Raw genomic sequence first — 22,207 nt, forward strand, 5'->3', positions numbered from 1 at the left:
CATGCGACCAAAAGGACTTATGTTAGTCCTTAACTATTCTCAAGTTAACGCAAAATTATAGAGTTAGCTACAAGTTTGTTACATGCAAATGACCTATTCGCATACAATTATCAATCATTTGTTTCAAACGGTCGTTTATTTTTTATTCGGTTCTAGATTTGACGGGCGATTGCGCTTAGAGGAATTAATTAATCATGTTGGAATATCAAGCTGCAAAAGATTTACTTAATAATAAAACTATCTTGGTTACTGGTGCTGGAGACGGAATTGGCCAGGCAGCCGCGATTGAATTTGCTAAGCACGGCGCGACCGTTATTTTACTGGGTAAAACCGTTAAAAAACTTGAAAAAGTGTACGACGAAATCATTAATGCAGGTTATCCGACCCCTGCTATTGTGCCACTTGATTTAAAAGGGGCAACAGAGCAGAACTACATCGACATGGCTGAAACCATAGCAGAGCAATTTGGTCACTTAGATGGGTTATTACACAATGCCTCACAACTCGGTGCATTAGGCCCGTTTGAACACATTGATCTTGCTTCGTTAGAGACCATAATGAAAGTCAATGTAACGGCTCAGGCTATTATGACCAAAGCGTTATTACCGATAATGCGTAAAGCACCACATGCATCCATTATCTTTACTTCTAGCAGTGTTGGCCGTAAAGGTCGTGCTTACTGGGGACCATATGCTTTCTCTAAATTTGCGACCGAAGGCATGATGCAAGTGTTAGCTGATGAATGTGATGAAACACATGTACGTGTTAATACCATTAACCCAGGTGCGACTCGCACGGAAATGCGCGCTAAAGCATACCCAGCAGAAGATCCACAAACATTAAAAACGGCGCTGCAAATTATGCCGACTTATCTGTTTTTAATGGGTGATGAATCTATTGGCACTAACGGCCAGGCATTGAACGCGCAATAATGAGTCTGTAGCATTTAATCGACTCAACTGAATGAGCTGTACTCAAATAGTCCAGCGACATTTATTGAACAAAAAAATGGAAGCCAAGGCTTCCATTTTTATTATTAATTTTACTACATCTATACTAACTTCAATTGGCTAACTTCAACTGGCTAGCTTAAAAGCTGATTTTATTCGCATTTTGACCGACTAATTTCTCGCCGACACCTTTTACCATAGTCAATTGCTGTAAATCTTTAAACTTACCATTTTTAGCTCGATAATCGACAATAGCTTGCGCCTTAGCTTGACCTATGCCCTTAAGCGATTGTAGCTCGGTGACACTGGCTTTATTTACATTAACACAGGCTAATTTAGCCGTGTTTTTGTCAACGGTTTTGGTTACTTTTTTGGATGTTTCAGCGGCAACTTTGGTTTTGGCTGAGTCGGCGGCAAAAGATGAGGTGCTGAAAAAACAACATAAGCACATAAATACCGCAGTTAATGTCAATGATGACTTCATTAGAGTCTCCTTGTTTCCTTAAATTGCTGGCATGTTCCCTACTCCATAAGCCAGCGCGAAGATTCAGAACGCTATGCTGTTTCTAAATCGACACTAACTGTAGTCAACAATGATGAGTTGTACATAAAAAACACAATTCGCTATCACTGATTATTAACTTTTTCTGTCGTTTTGGTTTTTGTCTTGGTCATTATCGACGAGGTAAATTGACTTAATTCACCCAATAAATGCTGGTGAACTTGAGTTAGCTTGGGCTTGTTTTTAGCTTTAAAAGCAATAGGACGACATAAACTCATGGCCTGGTAGCCTAGCCTTGCTGTGAGCAAGCCACCGCCCAGTCCCTGCGCTATCCGAGTGGATAATTTACCGGTCATTTCAACAGATAATAATTGTGTGCCGAGATCGGTAATCACTTCAGTACTGCCCGCGTAAATCACATTGATAATGATGCTACGGATAAGCTTAATCCGACTCCAATAGCCTAATTCAATGCCATAAATAGCAGCCACTTCATTAATCATCTTTTGATTTCGCCACAAAATGATGGCCATATCTAACGCGGCCAACGGACTTGCAGCGAGTAATAATGCCGACTCAGCGGCAAATCGATTGACTCTTTTTTTCGCTAACAAATCACGTTCACTAAGCACTATTTGATCAAACAGCATGACAATCTCAGCATCATTATGCTCTTTATTACTGGCCTTAATGTAATGCTGCTTTGCCTCAGTATTGGGGTATTTTGCTAAAATAGGTGCAATAAATTTATTAGCTTCTCCCATTTGCATACTTTGCGATAATCGCTCTGCAATAGCCTGGTGATCGGCCACTTTTTTAAGGTTAACCAATTTACGCCATTCTTTAACAACCCCGACCCCAGCCCATAGACTCACAATGGCCAAGACGGAGGCATAAAAACCAAACAACCAGGGGCTTTGATTGAATGACTCCAATAGGCCAATTGCAGTTTGCACAACAGCTAGTAAAGCCACACTGATTAACGATAACACGGCTAACCTAGACCAGCGTTTAGGCTTGCTGGGGGCAATACTGTCAGAGATTGACTCAGGCAGTTCATCTAGAGCTTGTTCGCACACAAAATCAACGTCATTGAATGATTGCGTTGGTTTAATAGGCTCAGCGGTGTTGCTTGCCTCTGCGTCGTTAATAAGTTCAGCGTCAGTAAAGACTTGCGATTTTTTAAGTCCCGAAGCGTTATTTGTCTGATTCATAAAGATACTCACACTCATGCAACTAGGTTAATTTATCGCCTAATAGAAACTCTAAAAGATGATCTAGACGAATATGTTCAAACGTTGGATGAGTTTCATTTAAATGGCTAATATTTGGAGGTAAAAAGGCGTTAAAGTTAAACCCCTGTTGTTGCCAAAATGTGGCATCAGGCAAGGTTATTGGCACATCGCCGGGATAAACCGTTATTTGCTTGCCGTCTAGGCCTGTGCCTTTGACCACTTCTTGCTGGCCGTTACCTGTATTGACCATGCCATGTTGCGTTGCTTTAATCGCACTGATGGCCATGGTCTCAACTTCGCCGCCTTCAAAATTGGCGTAGTGCTGGCTTTGTTGCAGCATGGCGTTGAGTAAACTAAGCACATGACTTTGTTGGTCTCTTGTCACCCGGTCAACCTGGCTTGCAGCAAATAATACTTTATCAATACGGGGTGAAAACAGACGCTTAATTAAGCTTGATTGCCCAAACTGAAAGCTTTCCATAATACTGTTTAACGCACGGCCCATATCAGTAAACTGCGCTTGCCCCTTGTTTAATGCATTTAAGCAATCCACCAGCACCACTTGGCGGTCAAAACGTGAAAAGTAATCGCGATAAAAAGGTTTTACCACTTGTGAAACATATTGCTCATAACGGCGCTTTAGGACATGGTAATTTGAGTCATTAGGACTTGAAGCCAGTTCAGAATGATTCAACGGGCTAAGATCCAATAAAGGGAAAAAGGCTAATAATGGCGTGTTCTCATATTCGCCTGGTAACAGCATCCGTCCAGGTTGGGCGTGGTAAAAACCTTGTTCACGGACTAAGTCAACGAGCAGGTTTTGGTAAACATCGGCGACATATTTAAGTTGTTGTTCATCGGCGACTTCAGCTAAATCTAACTTGCTCACCGCCTGAGTAAATTCGTCATAGTAAGGAGAGCAACTCAAACTGGTGACATTTTGCTGTTGCGATAAACACCAATGAGTAAAGTCATGTTTGAGCATAGGCAAATCAAGTAACCATTCACCAGGGTAATCGACTATATCGACATATAATGTGGCGCTGTCAGTTAATTTAGCCAATATGCCTTGTTGAGGTTGATACTTTATTGCTAAGCGTAATTCAGTAATAGTTCGCGTTGATGCAGGCCAATGCGGCGGGGATGAGTTTAATGCATTCATTGAGCCTTGGTAATCAAAGCTGGCGATGTCTAGGTCTGGCTGCATCGCCCGCTGTACGCCAATTAAGCGATCTTCTCTGGCAACTTGCCACAAAGGTAATGGGTTATGTTTATTGCCTTTACCGGCATGTAACAGCTGATTGACCAGTCCACTAATAAATGCCGTTTTACCGGCACCAGATAAACCCGTAACAGCAAGCCTAACATGGCGATCTGTACTACGGTTCACAATAGATTGAGCCGCTTGAGTCACTTTAAACAAGGAACGATCTAATAATCTCATAATGGCTAACAGATCCTTACATCACGAGTAATAACAAAACAAGGGCGGTAAACCGCCCATTTAGAGTAATTAAAGACTATTGATTTCCCGCTTTAAGTCAAAGCTATCTGACGTAACGTGTTTCTCTAGTCGCTGCAATCGAGTTTCCAGTCCATTAAACTGACGGCTGACATCAAATAAGGCACGTTTTGCAGGCTCACCGGCTTGCCATACCTTCTTTTTAACTTCAATGTCCTTGTGTTGTTCGTCATATTCTAATGTCTGTGGTTTAACATCTAATATCATCCACAGTGCAATATAAATAACAAACACCACACCGGTACCGCCAAGCAGAAATATCGATACTGCTAACACGCGCACTAACCAGGTTTCAAAGTTAAAGTAATCCGCGATGCCTGAACACACTCCCGCTATTTTACCACTTTTAGGATTGCGATATAACGTTCGACCGTTAGATGTGCCCATGTTTCGCCCTCCACTCTGGTGAATCAGTATCTAAAATTGCTTCTAAGGTTTCTATGCGATGGCTCATTTTTTCAGCTTTCGCAATAAGATCATTAAGCTGACCGAATTCTTCCTCAGTGAGTCCTTGGCTCACTTGTCGCTTACTGCGGTAGTGAAGAATCAACCAAATGGGGGCAACAACAACCAGGAAAATGATAATTGGTGCTACAAGAAGATCCATATCCATAACTCACCTCTGAAAAATTATTATGCTTTTGATTTAGGTTGTGATTTTGCGTTTACTTTTGCTTTCAGTGCAGCTAACTCATCGTTAACAGCATCTTCAGCTTCTAATGCGGCAAACTCATCGGCAAGTGAATCTTTTTTACCTAAGTCATATGATTCAACTTGAGCTTCGAGGCCTTCAACACGACGCTCGTATTGCTCAAACTTCATCATTGCATCATCAATTTTGCTTGAATCAAGCTGCTTTTTCACTTCTAAGCGTGAAGTGGCAGTTTGCTTACGCATAATGATGGTCTTTTGGCGAGCACGGGCATCATTCAATTTCTCTTGCAGTTGTGCCACTTCGTCTTTTAAACGTGTGATATGTTCTTCAACAACTTGCAACTCCATTTCAAGCGTTTGCAATAAACCCGTGGTTTTTTGCTTTTCAATTAAGGCGGCTTTTGCTAAGTCTTCACGATCTTTAGATAATGCTAACTCAGCTTTGTTCTGCCAATCTTGAACTTGCTCTTGCACACGACTAATGCGACGTAACAGTTCTTTTCTCTCAGCCAATACTTTGGCAGAGGTTGAACGTACTTCTACTAACGTGTCTTCCATTTCTTGAATGATAAGGCGAACCATTTTTTCTGGATCTTCGGCTTTATCTAGTATTGCACTGATATTTGAATTAACGATATCTGCAAAGCGAGAGAAAATTCCCATAATGTATTCCTCAAAAAGTAACGTGGATGTCGCAATAGGTATTACACATTGCGTGCCAACTTTTTCAACTATAACAATATCAGCTAGTTATACAAATATTTAACTTTTACTTTCATTTATTAACTAAGCCATCTATTATGATTTTCACCAATTATTAGTCTAATTCACTAACAATTTTGCGAGTAAGCCAACTGTGAGTAAACAATACCAACAAGATAATCTCATCGGCCAATCTAATGCGTTACTCGAAGTATTAGAACATGTGTCTAAAGTCGCGCCTTTATCAAAACCGGTGCTCATTATTGGTGAGCGCGGTACCGGTAAAGAGCTTATTGCAGAGCGTTTGCATTACTTATCTGCCCGATGGGACCAAAGCTTTATAAAACTTAATTGCTCATCATTAAGTGAAAACTTACTCGAAAGTGAACTGTTTGGCCATGAGTCTGGTGCATTTACAGGTGCCAAAGGTAAACACGAAGGCCGCTTTGAGCGCGCCGATGGTGGAACATTGTTTTTAGATGAATTAGCCAATACCTCTGGGCTTATTCAAGAAAAACTTTTGCGAGTCATTGAGTACGGCGAATTTGAACGTGTTGGTGGCAGTAAAACCGTACAGTCGGATGTACGTCTCATCTGTGCTGCGAACGAAGATTTACCAGCACTTGCTGAAACCGGCGAATTTAGAGCCGACTTGTTAGACAGATTAGCCTTTGATGTGATTACCCTACCGCCACTTCGAAGCCGCACCGAAGACATTATGACGCTAGCCGAACATTTTGCGATTAGTATGGCAAGGCAGCTCGGGCTTGAATATTTTGGCGGTTTTGGCGCCATCGCCATTGAGCAACTGATGATGCACGATTGGCCGGGTAATATCCGAGAGCTCAAAAATGTGGTTGAACGCAGCGTGTACCGAGAAGGTTCTGAAGGCCAAGAGATTGACCACATTATTTTAGACCCATTTGCGTCCCCCTATCGCCCATTGAGTCGAGTAAAAACTCGCGAACGTCAAGCAAAACCAATCGAATCCGTAATAGACAAACCGCAAGCGGATGCAGAACAAAGCGAAGTGGCAATAATGCAAAGTAGCATTGAGTTTCCGATAAACTTCAAAGAATACACCGAAAATGCTGAAGTGACTTTATTACAACGCGCACTGGCTGAAGGCCTATATAATCAAAAGAAAACCGCGGATTTACTAGGGTTAAGCTACCACCAGCTAAGGGGTATTCTCAAAAAATACAACTTACTTGATAAGTCGTAAATGAACTTATGCATCAGCGATTGCTCCACTGACATGAACACTGTTAAAATGCTTACTCAAAGTCGATAAAAAATGATAACACCATGCCTGTTATAGTAAAACGCTGGTATCAGCTGATTTCCTTATGTTTTACCAGTTCGTTACTGGCAGCATGTGGACAAGCACAATTGCCTTCTGGTTTGGTGTATTGCAGCGAAGGTAACCCTGAGAGCTTTAACCCACAATTAGTGACCTCTGGCACCACTATAGATGCCACTTCACACCAAATTTATAGCCGACTGGTGAATTATAGCCAAGCTAAAGCCGATATCATTCCAGGCCTAGCTACTGAGTGGCTTATGTCTGAAGATGGCTTAAGTTACCAGTTTACGTTACGTGAGCATGTGAGCTTTCATAAAACACGTCGTTTTACGCCATCAAGAGACTTTAATGCTGACGATGTACTTTTTTCGTTTAATCGCATTATTGATCCCTTACACCCCTATCACTTAGTCAGTAGGACTGGCTATCCATTTTTTCAAAGCATTGGATTTGCAGAACTTATTGAGTCCATTGAAAAGGTCAATGACCATCAGGTAATTTTTCACTTAACCCGTAAAGATGCCTCGTTTCTCTCTAATTTGGCGACCGATTTTGCAGTCATACTATCAGCCGAATACGGTTATCAATTGTTATCTCAAGGGAAACCAGAAGACATTGATTACTATGCCGTTGGTACCGGCCCTTTTCAGCTTAACCAATATGTTAAAAATGAATACATTCGCTATAAAAAGCATCCCGTTTACTGGGGCCCAACGGTAGAGCTTGATCAGTTAGTGTTTGATATCACCCCAAGAAGCACCGCGCGTATTGCAAAATTGATTACCGGAGACTGCAGCGTATCAGCATTACCTAAAGCGGGTGAACTCGCCGTGGTCGCGCAGCACCCTGATGTGATTATTGATGCAAAGCCAGGCTTAAACGTTTCTTTTTGGGCCTTTAATACTCAAAAGCCGCCGCTCGATGATGTCCGCGTGAGACGAGCTCTTGCACATGCCATTGATAAGCGTAATATTCTGGATGCGGTGTATAACGATACTGCAGTTGAAGCCACTGGCGTTTTGCCTCCCGCATCGTGGGCTTACTCTCAAAACTTATCACCAAATGAATACAACCCACAAAAAGCCATTGCGTTATTGAGCGAAGCGGGGATTAATAATTTATCAATCAATGTTTGGGCAATGCCCGTTGCACGTATTTATAACCCCAGTGCATTAAAAACCGCCGAACTTATTCAAGCCGATCTCGCCCGGATCGGCGTAAAGCTGAATATCATTAGCTATGATTGGAGTGTGTTTACTCAAAAGCTTTCTGCTTCAAACTACGATTCGGTATTAATAGGATGGAATGCAGATAACAGTGACCCAGATAACTTTTTTACTCCGTTACTCAGTTGTGCCGCATTGGCATCAAACAATAACCGTTCTCGGTGGTGTCAAAAAGACTTTGAACATTTACTCGCTCAAGCGCAAAGTGTGACGTCGCAACCAGAACGCAAAGCATTTTATCAATCAGCCGAAGCCATTATTAGCGATCAAGTCCCTATGGTGACGCTGGCTCATGCAAAGAAGGTCGTCCTGAAAAAGAACAATATTACCGCAATGCAAATTCGCCCATACGGCGGGATCTCATTTGCTAAAGCGATACAAACATCAGAGGAAGACGAATAAATGTGGCGTTATCTTTTTAGACGCATCACCCTGTTTGTTGCCACATCGATGTTGATGATAGCAGTGCTGTTTATTGCTACGGGCTTGTTCCCTGCCAGCAAAGCGTATTCGTTGTCAGGGATCCAATATCCCTCTGCAGAGCAACAACGTCAGATAGACATCGATTATCAGTTAAACGATAACGTATTATTGCAATTTACTGCTTATCTTCGGCAACGATTGTCGGGCAATTTAGGCATTTCGAGCAACTCACAACAAACTGTGGCCGGCGAATTGGCATCGGTGTTACCCGCCTCTTTTGAATTATCATTATTCTCTGGGTTTATTGCTGTATTTTTTGGTGTGCCTATAGGAGTGATAGCCGCTTTAAGTAGAAATAAAGCACTGCAACACAGCATTTTAGCGTTTACATTAACGGGATATTCCATTCCGGTTTTTTGGCTTGGATTAACATTGTCAATGTGGTTTGGGGTTAATCTAGGTTGGCTACCGATTTCAGGGCAAATTAACTTATTATATGAAATCGAACCCGTGACAGGCTTTATGTTAGTGGACACGTTAATGTCCGAGTCCGCTTATCGTATTCCTGCTTTTCATGACGCTATTCTGCATTTGATATTACCTGCCGTCACCTTAGCGCTGTTGCCATTTACCCTGGTTGTACGCATCACTCGACAAGCGGTGATTAATGTCATGAATCAAACCTATATTCGCGCGGCTGAAGCTCGGGGATTACATACTTTTAAAATCCTCGTCCGCCATGCTATGCCTAACGCACTGATCCCGGTATTAAAAAGCATTGGCTTAATGCTCGGCTCATTTGCCAGCTACGGTATTGTTGTCGAAGTCATATTTTCATGGCCTGGCGTTGGCAGTTGGTTAGTTTCGGGGATTTATCAACGGGATTATACTGTTATTCAAGCAGGCATTTTGTCTGTGTCGCTGTTAATTATTTTCTTAAGTATTTTGATTGACCTAATGCATACCGCAATCAATCCGATGAGTAGAAAGGAATTATATGCCTCGCATTAAAGTCTATCATGAAGACCATATCGACTCGCCAATGTGGCGGGTTTGGCAAAGCTTTTCATCCAATCCTTTTGCGGTAATCGGTCTGTGGGCGGTAATATTTTTACTGGTGCTGACCATTTTTGCCCCGATTATTGCGCCCTACTCCGCAGAAACTCAAGATCAACTAGTATTGCTCTTGCCACCGTCTTGGGATCCGGCCGGTAAAGTCGAACACTTTTTAGGAACGGATGATCTAGGTCGTGATATTTTCAGCCGCATTTTACATGGCGTGCAACTCACCTTCGGCATGTCGTTATTAATTGTGGCGGTATCATTATTTTTTGGCTTTATTATTGGCTCGTTGTCGGGAATGATGCACGGTATCAAGTCTAGCGTACTCAGTCACTTACTCGATGCATTGTTGTCTATCCCGTCATTATTAATGGCTATTTTGGTGGTCGCAGTGATGGGGCCTGGGTTAAATAATGTGTTTTGGGGAGTGGTGATTGCCATGATCCCGCAATTTGTGCGTGCCATTCATCTCGCCGTCCATGAAGAACTGCAAAAAGAGTATGTTACCGCTGCAAGGTTAGACGGTGCTAATTCCCTGCAAATATTTTGGTATGTGATTATGCCTAACGTGTGGGATGTATTAATTATTCAGGTCACGATGGCGATTTCTGCAGCCATATTAGATATTGCCGCACTCGGTTTTTTAAACTTAGGCGCACAAGCGCCGAGTCCTGAATGGGGCGCGATGGTGGCACAGGGATTAGATAACTTATTACTCGCGCCATGGACAGTGACCATTCCCGGTGTTGCCATTTTGTTTACTGTATTATCGGTAAACTTAGTGGGTGACGGTTTACGCTCAGCACTTGCACCAATAAGAAACTAACTTATGCCATTACTCGACGTGCGTAATCTCACCATTGAACTCGATACCGCTCAAGGCCGCGTTAAAGTGCTTGAAAAGGTGAGCCTGACCATCAATCCAGGTGAAATCCATGGTTTAGTGGGTGAATCAGGTTCTGGCCGCAGCTTATTTGCTAAAGCGATTTTAGGTGTATTGGGTCCCAATTGGCACATTATCGCCGACCGTATGATGTGGGACGGTAAAAACCTGCTTGAAATGAGCGCCAAAGAACGTCGTAATTTAATGGGTTGCGACATCGCAATGATTTTCCAAGATCCATCCGGAAGTTTGGATCCGGTTAAAACGATTGGCAGTCAAATTATTGAAGCCATGATACCCAATAAGAATGTGCCTTTTTGGCGTCGTAGCCGCGACACCTATCTAAATGCACAAAAATGGTTACATAAAGTCGGCATCAAAAAACCTAAACAGCTGATGAAATGTTATCCATGGGAGTTGTCAGAGGGCGAATGCCAAAAAGTCATGATTGCAATGGCGGTGGCAAATCACCCTAAATTATTGATTGCTGATGAGCCGACCAACTCGATGGAACTCAATACTCAAGCACAAATTTTCAGGTTATTGTCTCAACTTAATCAACTGCAAAATGTCTCCATATTACTGGTGAGCCACGAGCTTGAAATTATGGTGAACTGGTGTGATAACCTGACCATTTTATACAGTGGCCAGGTAATGGAATCTGGGCCTGCTGCGGCAATGGCAGAATTGCCCTTTCATCCTTACACTCGAGCACTGTTAAAAAACTTACCTGATCATACTCAAAAAATGCGTCATAAAGCTGACTTACCAACGTTACAAGGTTCGTCACCGTCGATGCAGCACTTGCCTGCAGGATGTCGACTCGGTCCACGCTGCCCTGAAGCTCAGCGTAAATGCGTAAAACAGCCAAACCTTGAGCACATTAAAGGGCGCTATTTTGCCTGCCATTTCCCTTACCAAAGTGAGCAAGAAGATGACGACGCCATTGCTTAAAGTAAACGACTTGTGCAAACAATACGTCACAGGTTATAAACGTTTTAAACCACAATACTATCAAGCTTTGGCGCCTGTATCGTTTGAACTCGAACGCGGTGAAACTATGGCGATTGTGGGTTCTGTTGGTTCAGGAAAGAGTACACTAGCGCGTATTTTAGTGGGTGCAGAACGACGCAGCGGCGGTGAGATTTTTTTTGAAGGTGAAGCGTTAGAAACACGCAACCAAAAACAACGATGCCGATTAATCAGGATGATTTTTCAAGATCCCACCACATCACTCAATCCACGTTTATCAATAGGTAATTTACTTAAAGAGCCTTTACGTTTTAATACCACGCTGAATTCGAACGAGCGTAAAGCCTTAGTGTTTGAAACCCTGCGTAAAGTAGGATTACTGCCAGAGCATGCCGATTTTTACCCGCATATGATTTCAGAAGGCCAAAAGCAGCGCGTTGCCGTTGCACGGGCATTAATGCTCAACCCGAAAATTATTATTGCCGATGAAGCCTTAACCGCGCTGGATTTATCGGTTCGGTCGCAAATCATTAACCTATTGTTAAAGTTACAAAAAGAGATGGGTTTGTCGTATATTTTCGTGTCGCACAATCTCAATATTGTCCGCCATGTTAGCGACAAAGTCATGGTGTTACAAAATGGCGTTATGGTAGAGAAAACCACCACCGAAGCGTTATTTAACTCACCTCAACATGAATACACCCAACGACTTATTCAAGAGCAAAGTCAATTTATGCAACGACGCTAAACTGCTCCAACCACTGTACATTTACAGGCTTTTTAGCAAAAATCAGTGCCATTTACGCGTCGAACTATTTATCCTAGAGCCAATGTTAAAGGAAGAAACCTAAATATGATTATTAAACCTAAGATCCGTGGCTTTATTTGTACAACAACTCACCCTGTTGGCTGTGAAGCCAATGTAAAAGAGCAAATTGAACTCACCAAAGCCAAAGGCAAAATTGCTCATGGCCCTAAAAAAGTCCTTGTAGTGGGCTCTTCAAGTGGATATGGCTTGTCATCTCGTATTGCCTCAGCATTTGGCAGTGATGCAGCAACTATCGGTGTGTTTTTTGAAAAACCAAGCTCAGAAACCAAACCAGGTACTGCTGGGTGGTACAATACAGCGGCATTCGACAAATTTGCAAAAGCGGAAGGCTTATATTCCAAAAGCATCAATTGCGACGCCTTTAGCCATGCAGCCAAACAACAAGTTATTGACCTAATCAAACAAGATTTAGGCCAAATCGACATGGTGGTATATTCATTAGCATCACCGGTTCGCAAACTGCCAGACACAGGTGAAGTGATCCGCTCATCACTTAAACCTATTGGTCAAACGTATACTGCTACGGCGGTTGATACCAATAAAAATACTATTATCGACACTTCTGTAGAACCCGCAACTGAGCAAGAAATTGCCGACACCATTACCGTAATGGGTGGCCAAGACTGGGAATTATGGATGAGTGCGCTTAGCGATGCTGGCGTATTAGCTGATGGCTGCAAAACCGTGGCTTACAGCTACATCGGTACTGAGCTAACCTGGCCAATCTACTGGCATGGTGCACTTGGGCAAGCCAAGATGGATTTAGACCGCGCAGCACATGCGTTAAATAACCAATTAGCTCCGAAAGGTGGTTCTGCTAACGTCGCGGTGCTAAAAAGCGTCGTCACTCAAGCCAGCTCTGCCATTCCAGTCATGCCACTGTACATTGCTATGGTGTTCAAAAAAATGCGTCAAGAAGGCCTACACGAAGGCTGCATGGAGCAAATTTACCGTTTGTTTACCGAACGTTTATACCGTGAAGATGGTCAAGCACCTGTCGTAGACAGCGAAAACCGTTTGCGTTTAGACGATTGGGAATTACGTGAAGATATTCAGCAACACTGCCGCGATTTATGGCCACTAGTGACCACTGAAAACCTCAGCGAGTTAACGGACTACAATGAATACAAAGAAGAGTTTTTAAAACTGTTCGGTTTTGGTATTGATGGTATCGATTACGAAGCTGATGTTGATCCTAACGTGACATTTGAGGTAATTGAACTGTAACGTTCAATTAGCATCTCGTTAGTTCAAACCATTTAACGAAAAGCCGCAATGCACTGCATAGCGGCTTTTTTGTATTTGAAATAGTGACGAAACTTACTGTCGCTAATCCTTCTTAATATATTTGCTTGCCGTCAAATCCTAACAATGAAAGTAAACCTGTACAGCAAAGGGTTACATTCACGGTCTAGAAATTAATTAGCCATAAAAAAGGGTTAAGCCAGATGGCTTAACCCAAAGGTTGCTGCACGTAAGGTATCAATGGTGTGGATTTGCGCTGAGTTAATGAAAAACATCCAACCATAAGTTATAGCAATAACCTCATTCCAATGATTTTACTCAACGAACAACTTTAAAAGTCTATTGTATCGGCAGATAAATTTTAACATGTTGCACTTGCCCGTCTGCCGCTACCACATCAAGGCGCTCGAACATCAACGGCAAATCACGTAATTCAACATTATGGGTATTAAGCCATTGGCGATACAAATAACTAACGCCATCATGTAATAACGAGTTGATGTTGTTACCTGCAGTATCGCTACTCACTAACATCATAGCGTAGCGACCTGCTGGGATAACTTTAGTCTGTATATCAGGATCTGTTAAGCCGCTTGAGGCTAATCGTACGAAATTGTCGCTGTCGAGAGATACACCAATACCCATGTGGTAAGGATTGTCCTGTGGATGGCTATAGAGCAAGTTGTACGTATGCCCAACATTAGGGCCTAATGCATTACGTTGACGCCATTGTATAAACCGCTGAACAGTAACGGGGATATCACTAAAGTGACCGGTGTGGTTCATGATTGCTAATACTAGCGGATCGAGTGCGATTTCAGTGACGGAGTAATGAAAATCGTTTTCTGAAGGTGCTTGAAATGATTTGAGAGGTTGTTGCTTAGAAAAGAAATTACCCCAATCAGGTGCGTGTTGAAATGATTGTGGACTTTGACCAATGCTGTCAGTGAAAGATTGGACAAAATGAGTCTCATCAATATAACCCAAACTAGTTGCAATCGTTGCGAGTGGTATTTGTTCACCAAAACCTAATTGATGCGCCGCCTGTAAACTCTTGAGTAAATCTACGTATTGTTCAATCGATAAACGATAAAGCGCATGAAATAAATGTCTAAAATGAGATTCAGCAATGCCGGAAATTTCAGCGAGAACACTGATGTTTACAGGAACATGCATATGCTTATCGACATACGCGAGCGCTTGTTCAAATGCTTTATCAAGTCTATGGCTCACTGCCATCTCCTTAGTCTTTAAATTTATACCATTATCGACGATTAATCGACTAAATGAATGCCCTTCTATTTACATAATCAACAACTCAACATGACTCAATATCGAAACGTTGAGGTTATTTAATTTGATCGAATAATGTTTACCACACTACTTAATTCGCTAATGCGTTAATGATCAAATTCAACCTGCGCCTCAGCTGAACGACATGGTGTTATCACTTTAAAAACAAAAAGACCTAGGTTTGCAGCCTAGGTCTTTTTTGAAGTATTCATGGCAGCGACTTAATTAATCAGCTACTGGGTACTCAATTTCAGCATCAGCTTTAAGCGTAGCGATGACCGCACGATAATCTGCTTCACTGTATTGTGGCGCTAAACGTTGCTTAAGAGTATTAATTAAGTTGTCATTAATCCCTTCAGCTTCATTCACTTTATCAACCACAATAACCGCATAACCTGTTGCTAACGCAGCAGTATCAATCGTGACACTGTTTGCTGCTGGAGCGGCAATCTTAAAGGCTTTATCGGTAATAGCTTGATCAATATCTTGATTAAAACGACCTAGCTTTGGCAATGCTGTTAATGTTGCACCGCTTAACGTGTCGTTACCTGCTTTTAACTGAGCCATAAATTCGGCCGCTTTTTCACGGGCGGTTTCATTAGCTTTGTCTTGCTTTAAGCGATCGCTAATCCCAGATTTAACATCAGCAAATGGCATAGTACCTGCCATAGTGTGTTGTTTCATACGAATAACAATCACATGGTTAGGAGCCAATTCAATCACATCACTGTTCATGCCACTGGCTAACACTTGGTCAGAGAATGCAGCTTTAATGAACTCAGGGTTATTAAATTGCGCAGGAACATTGTCACGCGAAAATAATGCGGTAGTTTGTACTTTACCGCCAACAGCTTGCGCAGTTTCGCTTAACGTATCAGGAATTTCATAACTGGTATCAGCAAGTTTACTTTGTAAGCCATAAAACACATCAAGGGCTTTCTTTTCTTGCAACTGAGCAACAATTTTTGCTTTTACATCAGCAAATGCAGTTGCTTGGCTTGCTTGTAAATCAAGTAACTTAATGATGTGATAACCAAATTCACTCTTAACCACTGGTGAAACTTGATCTTGTTGTAAGGCAAATAATGCTTCATCGAAAGCAGGATCCATTACGCCTTGTTCAAACCAATCTAATTGACCGCCTTGCTCTGCACTTAATTTATCGTCTGAATCGGCTTTCGCGACATCAGCAAAATTTTCGCCGTTATTAAGCTTAGCGGCAATCGCGTCTGCTTTGGCTTTATCTGCACTGTCATCGTCAGTAGCAGCAACAAATATATGTGCAGCTAAACGCTTTTCAGCTGTTTGATATTGCGATTGATGCTCGTCGTAATACGCTTTCACTTCTTCGTCTGAAGTTTGGCTGTTTTGAGCCATGTCAGTCGCGTTAAGTTCAACATACTCTAAGCTGACTTGTTCTGGGCTCAAAAACTGAATGACGTTAGCATCATAATAGGTTTGAGCTTCTTCGTCAGACACTGAAACAGTCGATAAGAAAGGTGTAGAATCAACCACTAAATAACGAATGTCGCGTGTTTGACCTTGAACTTGTGCAAGCTGTTTAGCTTCACCGTCAAGCACAAACTCACTGCCCACTAATGCATTTAATAACTGACGGCGAGTCATATCAATACGCATCATGGTTCTAAAACTGGTCGTTTGATAACCTAACTGACGCAGTACCGCAAGGTAACGGTCATTATCAAATTTACCATCAGTTTGAAAAGCAGGCTCTTCAATAATGGCTTTTTTGATTTGCTCATCAGATACACGTAAACCTAATTTATTAGCAGCTTGATCAATTAACTTATCAGCTACTAAACGGTCTAGTACACCTTTCTTAATGCCATTCATGTAATTGTCATCAGCGGCTAATGCATTAAACATTTCGCCTAACTGTTGCTCAATGCGTGAGCGTTCATTTTGGAATGCATTTTCAAGTTCACTGGCGCTAACTTCTTCACCATTAACGATTGCAGCAGGTACACCTGTGTTAGAGCCTAAATAGCTACTGACACCGGCAAAAGCAAAAGAAAGTATCACAAGCACAAGAATTGTTTTAGCAACAACCCCTTGTGAGCCTTCACGGATTTTTTCTAACATCTGAATTCTCGCTTGTTGCGATTAATAAAATAAAAAGGCGCATCACCTTGTGGATGCGCCTTAATGTAAATTATATGGAGTTATCAGACGCTACCACGGGTATGACCCAATACTCCCAATATTCGTTATGCTATACATAACAATATTGCTTTTCGTAAAAAGCACCGCCTAAGCAGTGCTTGTATTACGAATGCCTTACAAAGGCTACGTTGCTAACGATTTAGTTAACAGCGTCTTTTAACGCTTTGCCAGCTTTGAACGCAGGAATGTTCGCAGCAGCAATTTTAATTTCTTTACCCGTTTGTGGGTTACGGCCAGTACGTTCAGCACGTTGACGTACTTCAAATGTACCAAAACCAACTAGAGAAATCTTATCGCCTTCTTTAAGACCTTCAGTTACCGCAGCGATAAATGAATCTAGTGCGCGGCCAGCAGCAGCTTTAGAAATATCAGCACCAGATGCGATTTTCTCGATTAGTTCAGATTTGTTCATGTCATCCCCTTGAATGTTATTGTCGCGCCGCAACCAAATCCGTGTTTAGAGCGGTCTGCGGAGGCTTTATTGTAATAAGTTTGATAACACATCAAACCTAGTATGAAAACCAAAAAAATAAAATTGGATACAGCTCAAAGTCAGATGCCCCAAGGGCTTGGTGCGTCTGACTCTCCACAGACCTAGGCTACCACAGGTCAGCGTTTTGTTAAGCCCCTTTTTTCATTTTTTTTATGCTCTACAGCAATTTTTTAACTGATAAGCTATTTTTTAACCACTTCAAAGCCTTCAACTGGTCGCTCAAGCGCCAATTTCAATACTTCGTCAATCCAACGCACTGGATGAATGATTAAATCTGCAATCACATTTGCTGGAATTTCTTCCAAGTCGCGCTCATTTTCTTTAGGAATCAACACGTGTTTGATCCCGCCGCGATGTGCTGCAAGTAACTTTTCTTTCAATCCGCCAATCGGTAGCACTTCACCACGCAAGGTTATTTCACCTGTCATAGCAACATCACTGCGCACTGGATTACCCGTTAAGCTAGACACTAACGCAGTACACATTGCCGCACCCGCTGAAGGACCGTCTTTTGGTGTAGCACCTTCAGGTACGTGCACATGAATATCACGTTTTTCATAAAAGTCGCCGTTAATACCGAGGTTTTCAGCTCGAGCACGAACGACGGTCATCGCCGCTTGAATCGACTCTTTCATGACATCGCCCAGCGAACCGGTATAAGTGAGTTTACCTTTACCGGCAACTGAAGTGGCTTCAATTGTTAATAAGTCACCACCAACCTGTGTCCATGCCAGACCGGTTACTTGACCGATTTGGTTGCTTGATTCAGCTTTACCGAAATCAAAACGTTGTACACCTAGGAATGACTTTAAATTATCTTGATTAACTTCAACAACTTTGACAGTTTTATCAAGCAAAATGTGCTTAACCACTTTACGACAAATCTTCGATAATTCACGCTCTAATGAACGCACACCCGCTTCACGAGTGTAATAGCGAATAATGCCTAAAATAGCGCTGTCATCGACCTTAATTTCTTTTGCTTTAAGACCGTTACGTTCAATTTGCTTAGTCAATAAATGTTGTTTAGCAATATTGAGTTTTTCATCTTCGGTATAACCCGCTAAACGAATAACTTCCATACGGTCAAGTAACGGGCCTGGAATATCCATTGAGTTTGACGTAGCGACAAACATCACATCGGATAAGTCATAATCGACTTCGAGGTAATGATCGTTGAACGTTGCATTCTGTTCAGGATCGAGCACTTCTAATAATGCTGACGATGGATCGCCACGCATATCTGAGCTCATCTTGTCGATTTCATCGAGTAAGAACAATGGGTTTTTAACACCCACTTTGGCCATTTTTTGAATGACTTTACCTGGCATTGAGCCAATATAAGTACGGCGATGACCACGAATTTCAGCTTCATCACGAACGCCACCTAATGCAACGCGCACGTACTTACGCCCCGTCGCTCTCGCGATAGATTGACCCAGTGACGTTTTACCCACACCTGGAGGTCCGACTAAACACAAGATAGGGCCTTTAAGTTGTTTCACGCGACTTTGCACGGCTAAATATTCAAGAATACGCTCTTTGACTTTTTCAAGTCCGTAATGGTCAGCATCGAGTACTTCTTGGGCCTTGGCTAAATCACGCTTAATTTTAGAGCGTTGCTTCCATGGCACTGATGTCATCCAGTCAACGTAACTGCGCACAACAGTGGCTTCGGCTGACATTGGCGACATCATTTTGAGTTTATTTAACTCGGCAGAGGCTTTCTCTTTGGCGTCACTTGGCATGCCAGCTTCTTCAATCTTGCGCGCCAGCACTTCAAATTCGTCATGGGTTTCGTCTATATCGCCTAATTCTTTTTGGATGGCTTTCATTTGCTCATTCAAATAGTATTCGCGCTGACTTTTTTCCATCTGTTTTTTAACACGAGTACGGATACGTTTTTCAACTTGTAACAAGTCGATTTCCGATTCCATCATCGCCATTAAATATTCAAGACGTTCGCCGACGTTGATCATTTCTAATACCGATTGCTTGTCTTCAAGCTTTAACGGCATGTGCGCCGCCATGGTATCAGCTAAACGCGCGGCTTCATCAATTCCCGACAATGAAGTTAATACTTCAGGAGGGATTTTTTTATTTAACTTGATGTAGCCTTCAAATTGACCGATAGCACTGCGAACCAGAACTTCTTCTTCTTTGTCGCTCAACGCTTGAGATTCAAGGTACTCAGCAGTCGCGGTAAAGAATTCTTCTTCTTGGGTGTAGCGAGTGATTTTAGCGCGTTGGCCACCTTCAACTAACACCTTTACGGTGCCGTCAGGCAGTTTAAGCAGCTGCAAAATTGAGGCTACAGTACCAATATCAAAAATATCGTCTTTGGTTGGCTCGTCAAGATCAGCATCACGCTGAGCGACCAGTAAAATTTGTTTGTCTTGTTCCATTGCCGATTCTAGGCAACGAATGGATTTTTCCCGTCCTACGAATAGCGGAATTACCATATGCGGGTAAACCACCACATCTCGCAGTGGCAATACGGGGAGTTCGATATGCGCTTCACGCTCTTGGGTCATGGCTCGATTCCGTTTAATGAAATAGACTTAATATTGAGTATATTGGGGTGATGTTGTCAGTTTCAATGGTTAATACGAAAAAAGGAGCCCTATGGACTCCTTATTTTTCAATTTACTGACTATCAGGGTAATTATTGTTCGCCTGAAGCGGCCTGAGTGTCGGTATTTTCGTAAATTAAAATAGGTGCAGACTCGCCTTTAACCACAGACTCATCAATCACTGCTTTAATTACGCCGTCCGTTGATGGAATATCGTACATCGTGTCTAGCAAGATGCCTTCAACAATTGAACGTAATCCACGCGCACCGGTTTTACGAGACATCGCTTTATTGGCAATGGCGAGTAAGGCATCTTCGCGGAATTCAAGTTCAACGTTTTCCATTTCAAATAATGCACCGTATTGCTTGGTCAATGCATTTTTAGGCTCAGATAAAATCTGTACTAGTGCAGCTTCATCTAACTCTGTTAGCGTAGCGACAACCGGTAAGCGACCAATAAATTCAGGTATTAAACCGAATTTAATTAAATCGCCTGGTTCAACTTGGCCTAAAATCTGTGAAATAGTTGCTTTGTCAGCTTCGCCTTTCACTTCAGCACCAAAACCAATGCCAGTACCGGTATGTGCGCGTTGCTCGATGACTTTTTCAAGCCCAGCAAATGCACCACCACAAATAAACAGAATCTTTGAGGTATCTACCTGCAAAAACTCTTGTTGTGGGTGTTTACGACCGCCTTGTGGCGGAACAGAAGCCACTGTACCTTCAATGAGCTTAAGCAATGCTTGCTGAACACCTTCGCCCGATACGTCACGGGTGATTGATGGATTGTCAGACTTACGGCTAATTTTGTCGATTTCATCGATATAAACAATGCCACGCTCAGCTTTTTCAACATCGTAATCGCATTTTTGCAGTAGCTTTTGAATGATGTTTTCAACATCCTCCCCCACATAACCGGCTTCGGTTAGCGTGGTGGCATCAGCCATAGCAAAAGGGACATTGAGTGATCGGGCTAGCGTTTCTGCTAATAAGGTTTTACCACTACCAGTTGGACCAATAAGTAAAATGTTACTTTTACCGAGCTCAACACCGCCTTTAATGGAACCATTACGTAACCGCTTGTAGTGGTTATAAACCGCAACCGCCAACACTTTTTTTGCTTTGTCTTGACCGATGACATAGTCATCAAGATGCTCGCGTAACTCATGTGGTGTCGGTAATTTGTCTTCATCGCGCTTTGGAGAAATCTCTTTGATTTCTTCACGGATGATGTCATTGCACAAATCAACACATTCGTCACACACATAAACCGATGGGCCAGCAATTAGCTTTCTGACTTCATGTTGGCTTTTTCCGCAAAAAGAGCAGTACAGCAGTTTGCCACTGTCACCGTTATTTTTGTTATCGCCCATTATTCTACCTCTGCTTGCAGCCTAGACGTTACATCTGAGCTCTGCTTGTCGATATGTTTACCGTCTGCATATCTGGATTATTCGTTATCTAAGATGAAGAATAACCCAGTCGCAGCAAAAAATCAGCCTGTATTAACCGCGAGTGGTTAAAAGCGAATCCACTAAACCGTATTCAACCGCTTGAGTTGCACTCATAAAGTTATCGCGGTCGGTATCACGCTCTACCACTTCTAGCGGTTGACCGGTGTGATCGGCTAGCATTTGGTTTAATTTATTCTTAATGCCTAGGATTTCCTGAGCGTGGATAGCAATATCTGACGCCTGACCTTGGAAACCGCCTAATGGCTGATGGATCATGACACGTGAGTTAGGTAAACAGTGACGCTTACCTTTGGCTCCGCCGGCAAGTAAAAATGCGCCCATGCTTGCAGCTTGGCCCATACATACTGTACTGACGTTAGGTTTGATAAATTGCATGGTGTCATAAATAGCCATACCCGCAGTGACCGAACCACCTGGAGAGTTAATATATAGGTAGATGTCTTTGTCTGGGCTTTCTGACTCAAGGAATAATAACTGAGCAACAATGAGGTTAGCCATATGTTCTTCAACCTGGCCAACTAAAAAAATAACACGCTCTTTTAATAAACGAGAGTAGATATCGTAAGAACGTTCGCCTTTCGCTGTTTGTTCAACAACCATAGGTACAAGCGCATTGAGTACTGATTCTGGTGCTTTATGCATTATTCATTTCCCTAAAAAATAAAAATGGCCCGCATG

Annotated in this window: 20 protein-coding genes; 8 read left to right on the forward strand and 12 right to left on the reverse strand. The window is 42.4% G+C overall.

Going from position 1 to position 22,207, the window contains the following annotated elements; genetic code table 11:
* Positions 1-194: 194 nt before the first annotated feature.
* Positions 195-932: a YciK family oxidoreductase gene (locus AC19MX_RS08710; RefSeq protein ID WP_498297676.1), complete on the forward strand. Its 738-nt coding sequence runs from the start codon at positions 195-197 to the stop codon at positions 930-932.
* Positions 933-1,089: 157 nt separating this feature from the next.
* On the opposite strand, the gene AC19MX_RS08715 is transcribed toward AC19MX_RS08710, so the two are convergent.
* The 6 genes from AC19MX_RS08715 to pspA all read right to left on the reverse strand — a co-directional run bounded on the left by AC19MX_RS08715 (position 1,090) and on the right by pspA (position 5,526).
* Positions 1,090-1,434 (reverse strand): ComEA family DNA-binding protein, encoded by a 345-nt coding sequence (locus tag AC19MX_RS08715; RefSeq protein WP_498297678.1) that lies wholly within the window; start codon positions 1,432-1,434, stop codon positions 1,090-1,092.
* A gap of 143 nt (positions 1,435-1,577) precedes the next feature.
* On the reverse strand, positions 1,578-2,666 hold the full coding sequence (locus AC19MX_RS08720) for a TIGR01620 family protein (RefSeq protein WP_498297680.1): 1,089 nt from the start codon (positions 2,664-2,666) through the stop codon (positions 1,578-1,580).
* Positions 2,667-2,688: 22 nt separating this feature from the next.
* Positions 2,689-4,131 (reverse strand): YcjX family GTP-binding protein, encoded by a 1,443-nt coding sequence (locus AC19MX_RS08725; RefSeq protein ID WP_498297682.1) that lies wholly within the window; start codon positions 4,129-4,131, stop codon positions 2,689-2,691.
* A gap of 69 nt (positions 4,132-4,200) precedes the next feature.
* Positions 4,201-4,596: an envelope stress response membrane protein PspC gene (pspC, locus tag AC19MX_RS08730; protein WP_498297684.1), complete on the reverse strand. Its 396-nt coding sequence runs from the start codon at positions 4,594-4,596 to the stop codon at positions 4,201-4,203.
* On the reverse strand, positions 4,583-4,822 hold the full coding sequence (gene pspB / locus AC19MX_RS08735; RefSeq protein WP_188954824.1) for an envelope stress response membrane protein PspB: 240 nt from the start codon (positions 4,820-4,822) through the stop codon (positions 4,583-4,585). The genes pspC and pspB overlap by 14 nt, the downstream gene beginning before the upstream one ends.
* Before the next feature lie 20 nt (positions 4,823-4,842).
* On the reverse strand, positions 4,843-5,526 hold the full coding sequence (gene pspA / locus AC19MX_RS08740) for a phage shock protein PspA (protein ID WP_498297686.1): 684 nt from the start codon (positions 5,524-5,526) through the stop codon (positions 4,843-4,845).
* A gap of 193 nt (positions 5,527-5,719) precedes the next feature.
* Here pspA and pspF point away from each other — a divergent pair, with 193 nt between their 5' ends.
* The 7 genes from pspF to fabV all read left to right on the forward strand — a co-directional run bounded on the left by pspF (position 5,720) and on the right by fabV (position 13,493).
* Positions 5,720-6,790, forward strand: a complete 1,071-nt coding sequence (gene pspF / locus AC19MX_RS08745) for a phage shock protein operon transcriptional activator (RefSeq protein ID WP_498297688.1) — start codon at positions 5,720-5,722, stop codon at positions 6,788-6,790.
* Between the two features lie 83 nt (positions 6,791-6,873).
* The gene (locus AC19MX_RS08750) at positions 6,874-8,499 is read left to right on the forward strand and encodes an ABC transporter substrate-binding protein (protein ID WP_498297689.1); all 1,626 of its coding nucleotides are present in this window, start codon (positions 6,874-6,876) and stop codon (positions 8,497-8,499) included.
* A complete protein-coding gene (locus AC19MX_RS08755; protein WP_432405241.1) occupies positions 8,500-9,531 on the forward strand; it encodes an ABC transporter permease subunit in 1,032 nt (343 codons plus the stop codon).
* On the forward strand, positions 9,518-10,408 hold the full coding sequence (locus tag AC19MX_RS08760; protein WP_498297691.1) for an ABC transporter permease subunit: 891 nt from the start codon (positions 9,518-9,520) through the stop codon (positions 10,406-10,408). Before AC19MX_RS08755 ends, AC19MX_RS08760 begins: the two co-directional genes overlap by 14 nt.
* A 3-nt stretch (positions 10,409-10,411) precedes the next feature.
* On the forward strand, positions 10,412-11,419 hold the full coding sequence (locus AC19MX_RS08765; protein ID WP_432405235.1) for an oligopeptide/dipeptide ABC transporter ATP-binding protein: 1,008 nt from the start codon (positions 10,412-10,414) through the stop codon (positions 11,417-11,419).
* Positions 11,400-12,185, forward strand: coding sequence for a peptide ABC transporter ATP-binding protein (locus tag AC19MX_RS08770; RefSeq protein WP_432405231.1), 786 nt, complete (start codon positions 11,400-11,402; stop codon positions 12,183-12,185). The genes AC19MX_RS08765 and AC19MX_RS08770 overlap by 20 nt, the downstream gene beginning before the upstream one ends.
* Before the next feature lie 105 nt (positions 12,186-12,290).
* The gene (gene fabV / locus AC19MX_RS08775) at positions 12,291-13,493 is read left to right on the forward strand and encodes an enoyl-ACP reductase FabV (protein WP_498297693.1); all 1,203 of its coding nucleotides are present in this window, start codon (positions 12,291-12,293) and stop codon (positions 13,491-13,493) included.
* A gap of 357 nt (positions 13,494-13,850) precedes the next feature.
* On the opposite strand, the gene AC19MX_RS08780 is transcribed toward fabV, so the two are convergent.
* The 6 genes from AC19MX_RS08780 to clpP form a co-directional block, all read right to left on the reverse strand.
* Positions 13,851-14,744, reverse strand: a complete 894-nt coding sequence (locus tag AC19MX_RS08780) for an AraC family transcriptional regulator (protein WP_498297695.1) — start codon at positions 14,742-14,744, stop codon at positions 13,851-13,853.
* A 285-nt stretch (positions 14,745-15,029) separates the two neighbouring features.
* Positions 15,030-16,907, reverse strand: a complete 1,878-nt coding sequence (locus AC19MX_RS08785) for a SurA N-terminal domain-containing protein (protein WP_498297697.1) — start codon at positions 16,905-16,907, stop codon at positions 15,030-15,032.
* Positions 16,908-17,127: 220 nt separating this feature from the next.
* The gene (gene hupB / locus AC19MX_RS08790) at positions 17,128-17,400 is read right to left on the reverse strand and encodes a nucleoid-associated protein HU-beta (protein ID WP_160053351.1); all 273 of its coding nucleotides are present in this window, start codon (positions 17,398-17,400) and stop codon (positions 17,128-17,130) included.
* A gap of 263 nt (positions 17,401-17,663) precedes the next feature.
* Complete coding sequence (gene lon, locus AC19MX_RS08795; protein ID WP_498297699.1) at positions 17,664-20,015, reverse strand: endopeptidase La; 2,352 nt, start codon at positions 20,013-20,015, stop codon at positions 17,664-17,666.
* A gap of 131 nt (positions 20,016-20,146) precedes the next feature.
* Positions 20,147-21,427, reverse strand: coding sequence for an ATP-dependent protease ATP-binding subunit ClpX (gene clpX, locus AC19MX_RS08800; RefSeq protein ID WP_432405211.1), 1,281 nt, complete (start codon positions 21,425-21,427; stop codon positions 20,147-20,149).
* A 132-nt stretch (positions 21,428-21,559) separates the two neighbouring features.
* Positions 21,560-22,171, reverse strand: a complete 612-nt coding sequence (gene clpP, locus AC19MX_RS08805; protein ID WP_432405208.1) for an ATP-dependent Clp endopeptidase proteolytic subunit ClpP — start codon at positions 22,169-22,171, stop codon at positions 21,560-21,562.
* Between the last annotated feature and the right edge of the window lie 36 nt (positions 22,172-22,207).

The sequence above is a fragment of the Shewanella sp. MF05956 genome (assembly GCF_059758055.1).